Origin of the sequence: Pseudomonas kribbensis, assembly GCF_003352185.1 — a bacterium.
Taxonomy (GTDB): Bacteria; Pseudomonadota; Gammaproteobacteria; order Pseudomonadales; family Pseudomonadaceae; genus Aquipseudomonas; species Aquipseudomonas kribbensis.
In genome coordinates this window covers 5,043,552-5,059,470 of sequence record NZ_CP029608.1, presented here as the reverse complement: position 1 = coordinate 5,059,470, position 15,919 = coordinate 5,043,552, and the positions used below count along the sequence as shown (strand labels likewise).

Sequence of the window (15,919 nt, the reverse complement as noted above, 5' to 3'; positions counted from 1 at the left end):
CAGCAAAACGGGGAGCGGCCAACCGCTCCCCGTTTTTTTTACAACGCTTCGAACCAGGGCAATACCGCCGAGCGTTTGCCGATGTCGGCATACGGCAGCGCCGCATTGTCGGCGTGAGTCAGGTAGCGGTGCTCCGGCAGTTTCAGGTGCGCTTTCTCGAACTCTGCGAATGACGGCCTGGGTTTGTTGTAGTGGAAATGCGCATACCACAGCAGACGTGGCGGTCGGACACTCAGGTCGTGGATTTCGTATTCCTGCATATGGTCGGGACGACCGTCGGCGCGATTGCGCAGTTGTTTCATCAGGGCCACCTTGCGCACTTCCACGGCGTTCTGTCGCAGCAGATCATCGAGCATGCCGTCGGTGGGTTTTCGACTCCTCAGGGTTTGCCGAGTACGCAACTGCCGCCCGGTGAGGCGCAATTCGTCGGCCTTCGATCTCAGTTCGCCGATGATCGGGTTCTCTGCCGACATCGCCTCAATGTCGCTGGCCCGACGGCCCAGGTCATCGGCTTCACTGACCATCATGTGTTCCAGATCCACCGGGAGCATGTCGCGCTCGGCATGCCCCTGCACCTTGGCGTGATAGGCCGCCTGCCCGTCCAGGCGCTTGCGGGCGTCTGCCAGCAGCGATGCGAGGTTGCGCAAAGGCGCGGGCTGCGGCGGTGCGTTCACCGTCAGCAGGCGGAACTTGCCGTTGTCAGCCTGCTCCCAGACTTCCCGGCCCGCCTTGCCGTGGTTCAGGACGAACTGCCGCTTGCGGGTTCTTGGCTCCCAGCTTTCCACCCCGATCAGCCATTGCTGGTCTTCTGTCTGGAAAATCTTCTTCTCGCTTTGTCCCGCTGTACGAGGCGGTGCGGGATGATCGATGGCCTTTCTGGCACGTTCGGCCATGGCTTCGATGCCGGCCATCAACGGTTCGAATTCTTCCATGTGAAAGTACTGTGGATAGCTGGCCGTCCACTGGTTCATTTCCCGGCAGTACCGGGCGTAGGTCTCGAGGCAGTTGCCCAGGATCTGCATGCGCTGCGCCCGGTTGGCGCTGACTTCGGACAGGCTGAACTGAGTGTAGAGGGCCCGGTCCATGTCCACGCGCAGTTGAAAGGCCCGTCGTTGCAGGTAGAGCCAGGAAACATCACCGGTGTCTTCGAAGTTCTTGATGGACTCCAGGCGATTGGCGGTTTTCAGGTAACCCAGGTTGAAGTCGTTCATGCGCCCGTTCAGATAGGTGACCGCCTCGGTCAGTCTGGCCTTGTCGGCACGTACTCCGATCAGTGCGTACCAGCGGTTCAGTTCGCCCATGAGCGCTTCGAGCTCTTCGATAGCGGTGGTCACATCGACGCGCAATCTGCGCATTTCCAGCAGCAGAGCCAGGCGTTCGGCAATCGAATTCTCCGGCAGTGCATCGAGGGTCGCGTGCCGGGTGTCGATCTCGTCGAGCCATTTGTAGATCCGGTGGTTGGCCATATAGATACGGTGCTTGAACCGATCGGTCACCCGTGCGGCGTCCTGGCTCTGTATTTCAAGCAGGGCACGCAACTTGTTGCCATGGGTGAGGGGACGCAGCTCGGCGGCTGTCTGGTACTGCCGGGTGAGCAGGGCAATGTCGTCCTCGCAGGCTTTCTGCGCGACGCGTCTCAGCCGGGCGTCATCGGGAGCCAGGCTGTAAGCGCTGATCGCCCCGTCGCTTCGTTCGATCTGGAGATCGAGGCGGTAACTCAGGTCATCACATTCAAGCGTCAGTTGATGATGTCGGCGATAGGTCCGGTCGACCAGCCAGCGCGGAAGACGCTGACGGATTGCCTGTGGCCAGACCGGTTCGAGCACATCGGCCATATGCCCGAGCACGCCGCCGCCACCGGCACCACCGCCTTCGAAGGTGGTGCCGTAGACGCCGAACCAGGTGTCCCACTCTCCGGCCTCGTTCAGGGCGATGGGTTGCCTGTAGGTATTCTGCGAGGTACCGCGCAGGCGCCAGTTGCGGGAGTCGGTGCTCCATTCGACCTGATAGATCCGGCCCTGGCGGACAATGAAATCGCCGTCGGCATGGCGGTAGATATTGCGCCAGACGCCTCCTTCGGCCGGTCGCAGCCCCGCCAGCGAGACGGGTTTCTCATATTCGTAACCGGCAAAGCGTTCGACGATTCGCCGGGCCTGCCGGGCATCGGGAGCGGTCAGCGTGCCGACGTCCGAGGCCAGGCTTCGCAACAGGCGGGCCCGGGTCGCGGATCGAGCCTTCAGGGCCGCGCCGGCACCGGGCACGATGTCGATCAAGGCGTCGATCAGGCACAGCAACACCGATTCGATCTCGGCCAGACCGTCGCCGACCCTGCCCCGCAGAAGCGCCGCGACAGCCTGGTTGGCCGCGTTCCAGGCATCGTACAAGGCGATGGTGCTGCCAACGAATGGCAGCATGCCCATGGCCATTTTCAGGTAGTCGAAAACGCGTGTGCCCTGCAGGGCATAACGTTCCCGATACAAGGCGTCGTTGGAGCGCGAGGTGCCGCGATGAACCTCGATCAGGCGCCCCATATGCGCATCGAGCAAATGAGCGGCCAGCGAAGTGCTTGCCGGCCAGCGCGGGCCGACGCCGATCATGGCGTCGAAACGCCTGGTCACTGCCTGCGCCATGCGGCGTTCATGGGCTTGCACGCTGCCTTGCAGAGCCTGGCGGGCCAGATAACCGATCATTGCGTCCTGGCTGCAGCGATTGAACAGGCTTATGCGTGCGGCTTCAAGACTGTCGTACCGACGCAGAACGCTGCCATCGGGGGCGTCCGGCAGATACAGCAGTGTCGTGCCGCTGAACTGTTCTTCGATGAAGGTTACTCCGGACAATGTCGTGGAGCCTTCATTCGGCGTGTCGGTGCCGCCGGCGGCAAGGTAGGCAGGAAACAGCACGATGCGCCGGCCAGCGGTCTGCCAGGCGTCGATGGCAACGTCGAACAGGCTCAGGTCATCGACACCGATCTGGTGTTGCAGCCAGGCACATCGGCCCTGCAGCCGGAGCATCAAACGCCAGGGCTCGAGCAGGCATTCCTGACGGTGCTCGCGCCGGAACGGTGGCTCATCGGTCGCGCCCTTGAACGTGTCGTAAATCCTTTGCTCGTAGGCTTTGGGCAGATCCAGTTCCGGCAGCAGTTTGCGCAGGTAAGGCAGGGTAATCCCGCTACTCAGAGCCGAGCGTTCACGCTCATCGCTGGCACTGACCTCAATCTGCATGAAGCGCAGGCGCATCAGCAGCGGTTCGAGATTCATCGACGGCGTATTGTCGATGTTGAGCTGGGCCAGGGTTTCCAGCGACAGGCGGCTGCGGGTTGTGCTGGGGACCGCCACCAGTTTCTGCGGTGTGCCTGGTGCCCCGGGGGCACTGAATGCCTGTTTCTGCAAGATCACGGAATCGGGCAGGTCCAGCTCCACCGAAAAATGTCCCTTGAGGGAAAAATCCTGGCGCAGCCGGGTGAGCAGATGCTGGCGAGTGAAGTCCTCCCGGGGCGGTAATGTGACGGTCAACAAATCGTGACTGCGGTGCATGGCGGCAATCCACGCCTGTATCAGATCCCTGAGCGTATTGCGCTCGCCATCGCTCAGGCGGGTCAGCCAGTCCGGCAACTGTGTGGCGAGGCTGGCGCTGCGCTGCTCTTGCATTCGATGGTTCAGCGCCAGGTGTCGTGCGGCATTGTCCGGCACCTGCAGCAGGGGAAGTGTCTGACGGCGCAAGTGTTCCAGTTCTTCGGCGCGTAGCTGTGCCTGCGAGGGGGCGCTGTAGCGCTGGCGGATTGTCGCTGCCCGGGTTTCAAACTCGCCGGTCAGCTGATTGAAGGCATGACGCAACGGGTCGCCGGTGAGGGTGTTCAATTGCAGTGTCAGCCGGGTGTCACTGGCCTGCAGCTTGAACAGGTGCCGTTCAAGTGCCTGACGGTCGGCAAATCGCAGGAGTCCGCCACCGCTGCCGGGCCAGTAGAGCAGCAGGCCCGCTGTCGGGCCCGGCCCGGCCGGTGTGGCATCTGGCATCAGCAGGAACGGGCCGCTGAGTTCCTGGCGGCTGACAGTGGCCGTATCTCCCGCAGGCTCGCTCAGCGACAGGGTCAGGCTTTTCAGCCTTTGATCGGCATCGTTGCTGTCGGGGGTATCCAGCAGCGCGACGAGCCGGTCATGTTCTTCGACACTCAGCTGGTTCAGCGCCCGCTGCATCCCGGCTTCGGCCCGCAGGCCTTGTTTGTGCGCGTCGTGCAGTGCGGTGAACTGGCGATTGAACGTGACCATGTCCAGCGTCCTTTCGCGATAGAGCAGCGCGCGTGCGGCCTCGTCCGCTTTCTGTCGGGCATTTTCCAGCGTCGCTTGCAGCGTCTTGAGCGATTGCAATGTGTCGCCATCGGCCAGTGATTCCAGCGCATCGTATGCCCGGGTGACGCTGGCCTGACGCAGCGTCCCGGGAATATCGGCATGCAGGCTGCCAAACAGCGACATCTCATCCTCGTCCGCGGGCGAGGCGTCGGAGGGGTCGTTGTCCTGGCCGGGCGGTGCGCAGAAAACGGCAATGCCACGCTGCCGGTCGAGCCTGTCGGCGACATCCAGAGCGTGGGGCCCCTGTCCGGCCAGATCGGGCCTGGCGTCCGGGCCGTTGCGCAAGGCAGCGACCTGCGCCGTCTGTTGCTGCACCAACCATTCATTGACCGCCAGGGTCAGCGACTGGCCGGCCGAGGCGTATTCGACCTGAAGGCCGTCGAGCGGCAGACCGACGGGGACCAGAGGGCGGCGCGCCAGCCAGGTGTCCAGTTCGCTGCGCCGGGAAAAAGCCTGAATGGCATCCGGCAGGCCGGGCACGTACAGCAACTGTCCGCTGTCGTCACTGCGGCTGATGACCCAGGTCGCCGGTGGTTTGACCCGAACACCGCTAGTCAGGCGCAGGGTTGGCAGCTCGACCCGCAGGGCATTGTCGGTCACAGGTTGCACAGCGGGTTCTCCCATCAGCGACCACAGGGGCCGCAGCTGTTCTGCCGTCACCGTGCGGCGGGCAAAAGCCATTTGTGCGGCTGCCTCGATATGCCCGCGGTACAGGTGATCGACCTGGTCCCGTCGCGACAGCGGCGTGCCGGGCGCCCGGGAACGCCAGTAATGGTGCCAGCGCTCATCAAGGGCCAGCGCCGGTTCGAGACGCTGGATCCGGGCAAGCAACTGTGACGGAAGGAGCCCGGACAAGGCATGAGAGTCGCTCACGCCGGTCACCCGGCACTGACTGTCGAGCCACTCTTGCGACTGAGGGTGCCGGACGATGTAGGCACAGGCTTCCAGGAGGCTGACCCGGCGTTCGGGATAGCCGCCGACGGGATTGAACACGAGGCCTGCCTGTGTTCCGTCCAGGCCCAGTTCCTGACGGAGCAATCGGCTGAGCGTTGCGCGTACCGACGGCACGCCGGCACACAGCTGTCGCAGTCCTTCGCTGCACATTTGTCGGCGGGTGGCCGCACTTTGCAGCAGGCTTTCATCGACAGACGCCGGCAGGGCGGAAAAAACCGGCAGGGAAATTGAATCGGGAGAGGCGCTCAGTAAAAAGGATCTTTCGACCATGGCAACGGCACTCGGAGAAGGGCGCGGGGAATCCGCTCCGTAGACGCGCCATTCAAGGGGCAACGCCGGGCACGCCGGTGTTACATAGTTATCCGCCCTTCGCCGACCGCTCGGCACTCTTCATCAAACTGTCATCGAACTGTGGCAGCGCGCTTGAACAAACTTCATCAGACTCGCGCTCTACTGGGGTTCTGCGTTTCGGTGTTTTTCATGTTCAAGGGAATTTTTGCAATCGCGGCGTTGTTGGCCGCGGTTTTTTTCGTGCCGGCGTCTTCTGCAGCGTCGCGTTGTGATGTCAATGTTCCGACCGAACGGGTCGATCTGGCGCAGGTGAGCCTGGCGTACCAGAGCATCGGTCGTGCGTCGGATCCGGCATTGCTGCTGGTGATGGGCCTGGGCGGGCAGTTGATCCACTGGCCGGACGAAGTGGTGGTCGCTCTGTGTCAGCAGGGTTTCCGGGTGATCCGCTATGACAACCGCGATGTCGGTCTGTCGACCTGGCGCCAGGCACCGGCGGAGGCCAACCTGACGTTTGAAGTCTTGCGCTACAAACTCGGCCTGCCGGTGGCGGCGCCTTACAGCCTGACCGACATGGCCGACGATGCGCTGGGCCTGATGGACGCGTTGCACGTCGAGCAATTCCACGTGCTCGGCGCGAGCATGGGCGGGATGATCGCCCAGCACCTGGCGGCCATGGCGCCGCAGCGGGTCGAGAGCCTGACGCTGATCATGACCAGCTCCGGCGCCGAAGGCCTGCCTGCACCGAGCGCGGCACTGGTGCAATTGCTGTCGCGGCGCGGTGCCCCCAACCGTGAAGTGGCACTGGAACAACAGGCGGATCTGCTGGCAGCGCTGGGCAGCCCGATGGTTACCGATGATCGTCAGATGTTGCTGCATCAGGCGGCGGTGGCCTATGACCGGGCGTTCAACCCCGAAGGCGTGAAGCGCCAGATCATGGCGATTCTCGCCGAACCGAGCCGGGTGGCGCTGCTCAATCAGTTGCGGGTGCCGACCCTGGTGGTGCACGGCACTGCCGATCCGTTGCTGCCGGTGATGCACGGCGTACATCTGGCGGCGCACATTCGCGGCAGCCAGTTGAAGCTGATTCCGGGGCTGGCCCATCGTTTCCAGGAGGCGTTCAAGGCGCCATTGCTGGCGGCGGTGCTACCGTATTTGCAGCAGCACCGTGAAGACACCTCGCACTGGGCGCAGATCGAACCGGTGGGCGAGCGCAACCTGCTCTAGCGGGTGTATCGTGCAGGTCTTTGACCCCGATTGAACGCGCGAGGTGTGTCATGAGTTCTGCCCTGAAAATCGATTTTGTCAGCGACGTGTCCTGCCCGTGGTGCGTCGTCGGTCTGTACGGTTTGTTGCGGGCGCTGGAGATTTTGCGTGACGAGGTGCAGGCCGAGATCCGTTTCCAGCCGTTCGAGCTGAATCCGAAGATGGGCGCCGAAGGGCAGAACATCGGCGAGCATATCCAGGAAAAATACGGCTCGACCCCGGAGCAGTCACAAAAGAACCGTGAAGTGATCCGCGCCCGTGGCGCCGATGTCGGTTTCGCCTTCCGCACCGATTCCAACAGCCGCATCTACAACACCTTCGATGCGCATCGGCTGCTGCATTGGGCCGGGGAGGAGGGCTTGCAGTTGCCGTTGAAAGAGGCGCTGTTCAAGGCGTATTTCACCGATGGCGGCAATCCGTCCGATCACGGGCAACTGGCGCAGATCGCCGAAAGCGTGGGTCTGGACCGGCAGCGTGCCGAGGCGATTCTGGCGTCCGACGAGTTCGCCAGCGACGTGCGCGAGGAAGAACAACTGTGGCTGTCGCGCGGCGTGAGTTCGGTGCCGACCGTGGTGTTCAACGGGCAATACGCGGTGACTGGCGGGCAGCCGGTGGACACCTTTGTCGGGGCGATCCGGCAGATCATGAGCGAGGCGAAGGGCGGCACGGTGAACTGAGGCCGCGAGGTTCCCGGGCAAAGCCCGGGAACCCGGATCAGCGGACGATCTTGTCGACGTGAATCCCCAGTTTCTTCAGGCGATACCAGAAGCTGCGCTCGGAAATCCCGATCAGTTGCGCCGCCGCAGCCTGCACACCGTTGCTCTGGGCCAGCGCGGCGAGGATGTAGGCCTTTTCCACCTCTGCCAGCGCCGCTTCCAGGTCAGCCGGCACGCTGCCTTCGGCGACCTGCGCTCCCGGCTGGGTCGGTTGTGAGGCGAACAGATAGGCCGGCAAGTCCTGCTCTTCAATCTCCGCGCCGGACGCGACGATGGTCGCGCGTTCGACGCAGTTCTGCAGTTCACGAATGTTGCCCGGCCACGAATAGCGGGCCATGGCCTGCAACGCCTCGGCACTGAAACCGCTGAAGCGTTTGCCCGCCGCAGCGCCCAGGGTGTGGGCGAAATGCCGGGCCAGCGGCGCAATGTCTTCGACCCGCTCACGCAAGGCCGGCAACGGAATCGGGAACACGTTGAGGCGGTAATACAGGTCTTCGCGAAACTCCTTGTTGGCCACCGCGTCCAGCAGGTTCTTGTTGGTCGCGGCGATGACCCGCACATCGACCTTGCGCTCGCGTGGATCGCCTACCGGTTCGATGATGCGTTCCTGCAGGGCGCGGAGGATTTTCGCCTGCAGCGCCAAAGGCATCTCGCCGATTTCATCGAGAAACAGCGTGCCCTTGTCCGCCTGCTGGAAGCGCCCGACCCGGTCCGCCACCGCGCCGGTGAACGCGCCTTTGCGGTGGCCGAACATTTCGCTTTCCAGCAACCCTTCCGGGATTGCCGCGCAGTTGACCGCGACAAACGGCTTGTCGGCGCGGTTGCCATGTTTGTGGATGGCCCGGGCGACCATTTCCTTGCCGGTGCCGCTTTCGCCGGTTAGCAGGATGGTAGCGTTGCTTTCGCGCACCGAATCGATCGCGCTCAGGACCCGGCGAAAGCTCGGGCTGTCGCCCACCAGGCTGTCGATCTGCTGGTGTTCGTCGAGTTCGGCGCGCATGCGCAGGTTGTCTTTGAGGATGTCGCGAAATTGCAGGGCCTTGCTGACGGTGATGTCCAGCTCATCGATGTCGAAGGGCTTGGCGATGTAGTCGAAGGCGCCGTTGCGCATCGACTGCACGGCATTCTTCACCGTGCTGTAGGCGGTCATCACGATCACCGGCAACTGCGGGTAGCGGTTCTTGATTTCCGCCAGCAGTTGCGGGCCGTCCATGCCGGGCATGCGCCAGTCGCTGATCACCAGATCGATGTCCTCGGACTCCAGCACCTTGAGCGCGTGCAGGCCGTTGCCGGCGGTGAACACCGCAATGTCGTTCTGACTCAAGGCCGATGCCAGCAGGTCGCAGAGCTTGGGCTCGTCGTCCACCACCAGTACGTTATGCGTCATCGCTGTCCTCGTCGAAATCTTCACCGTTGGCCGGAATGTACAGGCTGAAGGTGGCTCCGGCATCTTTTTCGCTGACGCATTCGATGCGTCCGTCATGGTTTTCCATGATCGAGAAAACTTTGGCCAGACCAAGTCCGGTGCCGGACGCCTTGGTGGTGACGAACGGCGTGAAAATCCGCTCGAGCATGTCCGCTTCGATGCCCTGGCCAGTGTCGCTGATGCTGATGACCGTGTTGTGTTGATCGCTGTGGATGCCCAGGGTCAGACGGCCGCCGTCGGGCATGGCGTCGATGGCGTTGACGATCAGGTTCAGGCCCGCCTGCTTGAGTTGCCGGGCATCGGCGTACAGGGTCGCACCCGGCGCGCGGTCTTCGATTTGCACATCGATGTTGTGGCTGGCCAGTTCCGGGGCACAGAAGCCCACCAGTTCATCCACCAATGGCCGTGCCAGTTGGGTCGAACGCAGTGGCGCACTGGGCTTGGCGAAGTCGAGAAATTCGGTGATCAGGTCGTTGATGCGGCTGACTTCACTGACCACGTATTCCAGATGACGCTTGTCGGTCTCGGGCAGGTCGGCGCGTCGGTGCAGCAGTTGCGTGGCGGTCTTGATGATGCCCAGCGGGTTGCGGATTTCATGGGCCAGGCCCATCGCCACTTCGCCCAGCGCATGCAGGCGGTCGCGGCGCCGCAGTTGCGACTCCAGATGCTGCAACTCGCCGAGGCGTTCGCTCATGTGGTTGAAGATGCTGCTCAGTTCCGCCAGTTCATCGCCGCCGGTGACCGGCAGGCGCTGGCGGTAATCCCCGGCAATCACTGCTTGCACGCCTTTGGCCAGGCCGCGCAACGGCTTGGTCATGCGCTCCGATACCAGCCAGCCCACCGCCAGCGAAGCCGCCGAGCTGAGGATGAAAATCAGGATGAACAGGTTGCTCTGGTTCACCAGCCCGACCAGCGTGGTGTGGCGCAGCAGACCGCTGAACACCACGCCTTGCAGTTCGCCGTTTTCGTTGAGAATCGGTCGGTAGATGCCGCTGTAGCGTTTGGTCGACTGCTCGATCGGCAGCTTGGTGCTGCGCAGTTGGTCCTCGATTTTCGCGGGCACGATTGCCGGGTGATCTTCAAAGCGCTGGGTGGAAAAGATCTCCGAAAAATCGGCGTCTCTGGCCAGGTACAGACGCAGGTCCAGAGAGTGCACGTCGGCGACACTGGTGAGGAAACTGTTATCGAGGTAGGTAACCACGATCAGTTTGTAGTCGGTGCCGTCCTGCTCGCTCTCGAAGGTCGACACCACGGCGCCGGTCGCCACACCGCCGACCTGCAGGGTCTGCAGTACGGCTTTGGGCGCGGTGCTGATCTGCCGCACGATGTCATCGGCGGCGGTGCTGAACACCACTTTGTGATCGCTGTTGCGCACCAGCGCGACTACGTCGATGCCCATGGAGTCGGCAATGTCGGCGGTGAGCTTGTCGCGCCGGGCCGACTGGCGGTCCGTGGGCGGCCGGGTGTAGCGCAGGAACAACTGAGCGATCCGGGCATTATCGCGCACGATCTCGCGGATCTCGTCCTCGACGATCTTGGTCGACTCCTGCAGCCAGATCCGCACGTTGCTGTCGAAAATCTGCGACAGGGTGGTGGCCGCCAGTTCCGCGGCGATCATGGTCGGAATCACGCTGACCAGCCAGAACGCCAGCACCAGTTTGCGTTGCAGGCTCCAGCCGGAGAGGGCGAAGGGTCGGGCGGTGGCGCGTCGGTCTTTGCTCATCATGCTCGCTTATTGTTGTTCGCTTATCGCAGTCGCCATGGCCGGATCGGTACGGTCCGGGCGGATGAAAATCTTCACCAGCCGCAGCAGGTGATTGAGTACGGGGTGGCGATGGCGGAAAAACACCGTATTGCCGATGAACGAACAGCCCAGGCGCAGCTTACTGGCATAACCGGCCTGGCCGCACGCGTAGATCGGAATCCGGTGTTCAATACAGTAGCCGACATTCGCCAGCCAGCTGCGCATGTACAGTTTGTGCTCGCGGGTGCGGGCCAGATCGTGGGCGAAGAACTTGTCCACCAGCCGCTGTTCGTCCAGCAGCACCAGATTGAACGCCACCAGCTCATCGTCCACCCAGTACAAAACGCAGGCGGCACGCTCGTCGAGGTGTTCCAGCACCTGACGGAAATACGCGGCAGGCAGGCATTCGAAGGTCAGGTCGCTGCGCGCCAGTGTCGCTTCATAAAGCCGCATCATGGTCGGCAGCAGATCGTCCACCGAACGTCGCCATTCGATTCGCGGGCCCGAACCGCGCAGGGTCCGCCGCAGGTCCTTGCGGGTGGATTTGCCCAGGGTGCCGAGGTAAGCGTCGACCGAGGCGAATTTGATCGGCAGCTCGGCACCGGGCAATCCCGGCATGCTTTGCAAACCGGCCTCGCGACAGGCCTGCAGCCATTGCGGATTGCGGTGGGAGGCGTCCTTGACGGCCAGCAGGCCGACCCCGGCCTGGTCCGCGTCTTCGCGGGCCAGTTGCAGCAGGCGTGCAAACAGCGACGGCAAACGTGCCGGATCGAGCGACGGGTGTGTACCGACATGGCACTGCTCCGCCACCGGCGAGCCTAGGGCGTACAAGCGAATGTCGAACATACCCGGCCAGCAACTGCGCAGCCACTGGCTCAAGCGTTTGCCAGTGCCCTGCAGGGTGGTGTCGAGCGAATAGGCCGTGGTGAAGGCCACGACCGCCGCAATCAGCCGGTCGTCTTCAAACAGCGCCAGATAGCGCCAGTGAAAGCCGTCGATGCCGGCCTGTTCCACGGCGCGATAGTAGGCCCAGTCTTCGAGCTCCTCGGGAAAGCAGGCATTCCATGCGTCGCGATCAATCGCTTCGATGGTTGAAAAGGCTTGGGCCGTGATCACGTCGTTTCCTTAACCGGCATGGCATGTCGTTTTGCAGGCGCTTCACGCTCGCTGCCGGTATTCCTCGGTTGGCAGGGAATGAGCGGAGGGCGCAAGGTCGGTGCGATGGTTGTTGATGAACTGCACGCTCAGTTCCACGACGCGTCGGTACTGCAGGTCGACGGTGATCATGTGATAGCAGTCGTCCAGCAGAATCTTCACCACTTCGCCGCCGAGCTTGCGTTCCACGTAGTCGGCATTCCAGCGGCTGGTGATGTCGTCCTCGATGGAATGCAACACCAGCGCCGGCACGGTGATCGAAGGCATGCGCTTGCGCACCACGGCGTTCATCCGGTGCAGTTCGCGCACGGTCACGCCTTCCATGGTCAACAGGCCGGCCTCACTGCTGTGGCCTTCCTTCATCTGCCGTTCGACGATGGCCCGCAGGCGCTCGTTCTTGATGCCGTAGGGCGGTTTCTCTTCGAACTTGCAGATGTGCACGCCGAACGGGATTTTCATCAGCAACGGCGTGAGGAACGCCAGTTTGTTGATGCTCCAGCCGTCGTACTTCAAAGTCGTGGAATACATCAGTAATCCGGCCACCTGGCCCGGGTGTTCGGACGCCACGTACATCGACATCACCGCACCCATCGACAGGCCGCCGACAAACACTTTGCTGTGCTGGCGACGGATGCCGACGAAGGTCTTGCGCACACCTTCGTACCAGTCGCGCCAGCCGGTGGCCTGCAAATCGGCATTGCCGCCACAGTGCCCGGCCAGGGTCGGCACGTACACCGTGCAACCGGCCTTGGCCAGTCCCACGGCGACCCGACGCAACTCCGTCGGGGTGCCGGTGAGGCCGTGGATCAACAACACCGCGACCTCCCCTGTGCCGAGAACGAAACCGGCGTCGCCTTCGCCCAGATCGATCCCGGCCGCGTTCATCGTTTCATCGCCCGGGCCAGCAGACGGTCGAGCAGGGCGATGCCCAGGTCGATTTCCGGGTAGCTGATTTCCAGCGACGGCGCGAGGGTGATCACGTTCTTGTAGTAACCGCCCACGTCGAGGATCAGGCCCAGTTTGCGGCCGTCGATCTCGATGTCGCCCTTCATGCCTTCCTCGACCATGAAGTCCAGGGTGGCCTTGTCCGGGGTGAAGCCGTCCGGGGCGCAGATTTCGCAACGCAGGGCCAGGCCCAGGCCATCGACGTCGCCGATGATCGGGTAGCGTTTCTGCAGATCCTGCAGGCCTTCGAGGAAGTATTTGCCCTTGGCCATGACCATCGCGCCGTAGTCGACTTCGCTGGTCATCTTGAACATTTCCAGGCCCACGGCGGTGCCCAGCGGGTTGGAGGCGAAGGTGGAGTGGGTCGAACCTGGCGGGAAGACTTTCGGGTTGATCAGTTCTTCCTTGGCCCAGATGCCGCCCAGCGGGTTGAGGCCGTTGGTCAGCGCCTTGCCGAAGACGATCACGTCCGGTTTGACGTCGAAGTGCTCGATCGACCACAGCTTGCCGGTGCGATAGAAGCCCATCTGGATTTCGTCGACCACCATCAGGATGCCGTGCTGGTCCAGCACATGCTTGAGTTCGCTGTAGAAGTTCATCGGCGGAATCACGTAGCCGCCGGTGCCCTGGATCGGCTCGACGTAGAACGCGGCGTATTCACTGGCGCCGACCTTCGGATCCCAGACACCGTTGTATTCGGTCTCGAACAGACGGGCGAATTGCTGCACGCAGTGGCTGCCGTATTCTTCCTTGGTCATGCCTTTCGGGCCGCGGAAGTGGTACGGGAACGGGATGAAATTGGCGCGCTCGCCGAAGTGACCGTAGCGGCGGCGATAGCGGTAGCTGGAAGTGATCGACGAAGCGCCGAGGGTACGACCGTGGTAGCCGCCCTCGAAGGCGAACATCAGGCTCTTGCCGTTGCTGGCGTTACGCACGACTTTCAGCGAGTCCTCGATGGACTGCGAACCACCGACGTTGAAGTGCACGCGACCGTCGAGGCCGAACTTCTTCTTGGCGTCCACGGCGATCATTTCCGACAGCTCGATCTTGCCTTTGTGCAGGTATTGGCTGGCGATTTGCGGCAGGGTGTCGATCTGCTGTTTCAGTGCGTTGTTCAGGCGCGGGTTGGCGTAACCGAAGTTGACCGCCGAGTACCACATTTGCAGGTCGAGGTAGGCCTGGTCTTCGGTGTCCCAGACATAGGAACCTTCGCAGCGGCTGAAAATGCGCGGCGGTTCGATGTAGTGAACGGTGTCGCCGTAGGAGCAGTACTTGGCTTCTTTTTCCAGAAGGATCTGGTCTTCCTGGGTAGCGATTCGAATATCAGACATGGTGGAAGAGTTCCTGGGTTTCGGTATTGAAGGTGTCGGAATTGAAAGCGGTGGCGTTGGCGGCGCTGGCTTTTGGCAGCAGGGCCAGCAGCGCCGGGAGTTCGGCAAAGCTGTCGAAGCGGGCGTAAGGGATCGCGTTGCGTTCGCAGTACTCGGCGAGGCGGCCCTTGGCGAAGACGAAGTCGGCGGTGGACGACACGCACATGTCGGACTGGCCGTCGCCGATCACCAGCACGCGTTTGTTGCCCGGCGTGGATTTGCATTTGCAGTTGCCGGAGGCCGCACGGCAGGCGTCGCTGGAGTGCGGGAAGTCGATGCGCCAGCTTTCGTGATCGAGCTGTCGCAGGCGGTTGGCGAGGATCGGCAGCAGGGTCACGTAGTTGCGCGACAGGATCCGCGCGATGCCTTGCTCGATGCCGTCGCTGACCACTTCGAACGAAGCGCCCAGGCCGATGGCGTGGTCGACGAAGTCGGGGAAGTCCGGATCGATCTCGATGCTGTCGAAGAAGTCCAGCAATTGGCCGGGCGTGGCCTTGACCAGCGAGAGCTGGCGGCTGAGGCATTCACGGGAACCGATTTCACCGGCCAGCCACTGGTTTTCGATCGTTTCCCAACTCGGGTCGGCGAAGCGTTCGAGAATGCTGTCGATCACGTCGGTGCGGGTGATGGTCCCGTCGAAATCACACACGATATGCCAGTCAATCATCTGCATTACCTATTGGTCAGAGCGCGTTGTGTGCGCTTGCCGAGGGGTAGAGCAGGGACTGTGCCAAGTGCCATCAGCCCCTTGCCGGCGGGGCCGATGAGGTGCTTTGGCAATTTGAAGCTACAATTTTTGTAGCTTGCTACAAACAACATGAGTGCTTGCGCGGTGGGTGGCATCCGGGGATTGATGCGCGCATGTTCAATTAAAGGAATGGCCTCATGATGAGGAAGACACTGTTTTTATTCGCAGCGCTGGGCGCTTTCTCAGTCAGCGCCATGGCGGATGGCATCACCGGGGAGGCGGGCTTGGGCCTGGGTTATCAGCCTCACGACCCGAGTGGCAGCCGTTATGAAACACGGCCGATACCGTATCTGGATCTGGACTGGGGCGACGTCAGCCTCAGTACCGACGACGGCCTGACCTGGAGCGCCTTGAAGACCAACGGCTTCAGCGCCGGCCCTTATGTGAATTACCTGCCGGGCCGCACGTCCAACGGCGAACTGCGCGGCTTGCGCGATGTGCCCGACATGGCCGAGGCCGGTGGCTTCGTGCAGTACGCGCCGGCCGACTTCTGGCGGGTGTTCGCCTCCGTCGGCCAGGCCATCGGCGGCAATGGCGGGCAGGGCGGCGTGCTCGGTCGGGTCGGTGGCGAGATCGGTTATCCACTGGGCGGCGGCGTGATCGGCAGCAGCAATCTGACCGCGCATTTCGCCAATGCCCGGCAGAACAACACGTTCTTTGGTGTCAGCGACAAGGAAGCCCTGGCGTCCGGCATCCGTGCCTACAACGCCGGCGGTGGCCTGCAGAACATCGCGCTGACCCAGAGCTTCGAGTTCCCGCTCGGGCCGCAATGGTCGCTGGTGACCAGCGCGAGCTGGATTCACCTGACCGGTTCGGCAGCCGACAGCAGCATCGTCAAGAGCGTCGGCGATACCAATCAGGGCGAGGTGCAGATGGCAATCGCCTATAAATTCAAGTAAGCCCGACGGGAACTGGTCTGGCCTTTGCAGACAGCCGTGACGAACCCATTGTTTCAGGATGT

General features: G+C 62.6%; 10 protein-coding genes. 3 read left to right on the top strand and 7 right to left on the bottom strand.

Translation table 11 applies throughout. The features are described 5' to 3' along the window. Positions 1-38 precede the first annotated feature (38 nt). Positions 39-5,570, bottom strand: a complete 5,532-nt coding sequence (locus DLD99_RS23055) for a dermonecrotic toxin domain-containing protein (protein WP_114885265.1) — start codon at positions 5,568-5,570, stop codon at positions 39-41. Positions 5,571-5,780: 210 nt separating this feature from the next. Here DLD99_RS23055 and DLD99_RS23050 point away from each other — a divergent pair, with 210 nt between their 5' ends. Continuing rightward, positions 5,781-6,815: an alpha/beta fold hydrolase gene (locus DLD99_RS23050; RefSeq protein ID WP_085709459.1), complete on the top strand. Its 1,035-nt coding sequence runs from the start codon at positions 5,781-5,783 to the stop codon at positions 6,813-6,815. Positions 6,816-6,865: 50 nt separating this feature from the next. After that, complete coding sequence (locus DLD99_RS23045) at positions 6,866-7,531, top strand: DsbA family oxidoreductase (protein WP_114885263.1); 666 nt, start codon at positions 6,866-6,868, stop codon at positions 7,529-7,531. 37 nt (positions 7,532-7,568) lie between these two features. On the opposite strand, the gene DLD99_RS23040 is transcribed toward DLD99_RS23045, so the two are convergent. Genes DLD99_RS23040 through DLD99_RS23015 form a run of 6 tightly spaced genes read right to left on the bottom strand, consistent with a single transcriptional unit; the run spans position 7,569 to position 14,877 of the window. Beyond that, entirely contained in the window at positions 7,569-8,957 is a 1,389-nt protein-coding gene (locus DLD99_RS23040; RefSeq protein WP_114885261.1) for a sigma-54-dependent transcriptional regulator, read from the bottom strand. Continuing rightward, a complete protein-coding gene (locus DLD99_RS23035; protein WP_114885259.1) occupies positions 8,947-10,722 on the bottom strand; it encodes a sensor histidine kinase in 1,776 nt (591 codons plus the stop codon). Before DLD99_RS23035 ends, DLD99_RS23040 begins: the two co-directional genes overlap by 11 nt. Before the next feature lie 6 nt (positions 10,723-10,728). Beyond that, positions 10,729-11,856, bottom strand: a complete 1,128-nt coding sequence (locus tag DLD99_RS23030) for a GNAT family N-acetyltransferase (RefSeq protein WP_114885257.1) — start codon at positions 11,854-11,856, stop codon at positions 10,729-10,731. 42 nt (positions 11,857-11,898) lie between these two features. Further along, the gene (locus DLD99_RS23025; RefSeq protein WP_085709464.1) at positions 11,899-12,780 is read right to left on the bottom strand and encodes an alpha/beta hydrolase; all 882 of its coding nucleotides are present in this window, start codon (positions 12,778-12,780) and stop codon (positions 11,899-11,901) included. Beyond that, on the bottom strand, positions 12,777-14,171 hold the full coding sequence (locus DLD99_RS23020) for an aspartate aminotransferase family protein (protein WP_085709465.1): 1,395 nt from the start codon (positions 14,169-14,171) through the stop codon (positions 12,777-12,779). The genes DLD99_RS23025 and DLD99_RS23020 overlap by 4 nt, the downstream gene beginning before the upstream one ends. After that, positions 14,164-14,877: an HAD-IB family phosphatase gene (locus tag DLD99_RS23015; protein WP_114885255.1), complete on the bottom strand. Its 714-nt coding sequence runs from the start codon at positions 14,875-14,877 to the stop codon at positions 14,164-14,166. Before DLD99_RS23015 ends, DLD99_RS23020 begins: the two co-directional genes overlap by 8 nt. 218 nt (positions 14,878-15,095) lie before the next feature. Between DLD99_RS23015 and DLD99_RS23010 the strand changes: the two genes are divergently transcribed. Next, the gene (locus tag DLD99_RS23010; protein WP_114885254.1) at positions 15,096-15,857 is read left to right on the top strand and encodes a MipA/OmpV family protein; all 762 of its coding nucleotides are present in this window, start codon (positions 15,096-15,098) and stop codon (positions 15,855-15,857) included. Positions 15,858-15,919 lie beyond the last annotated feature (62 nt).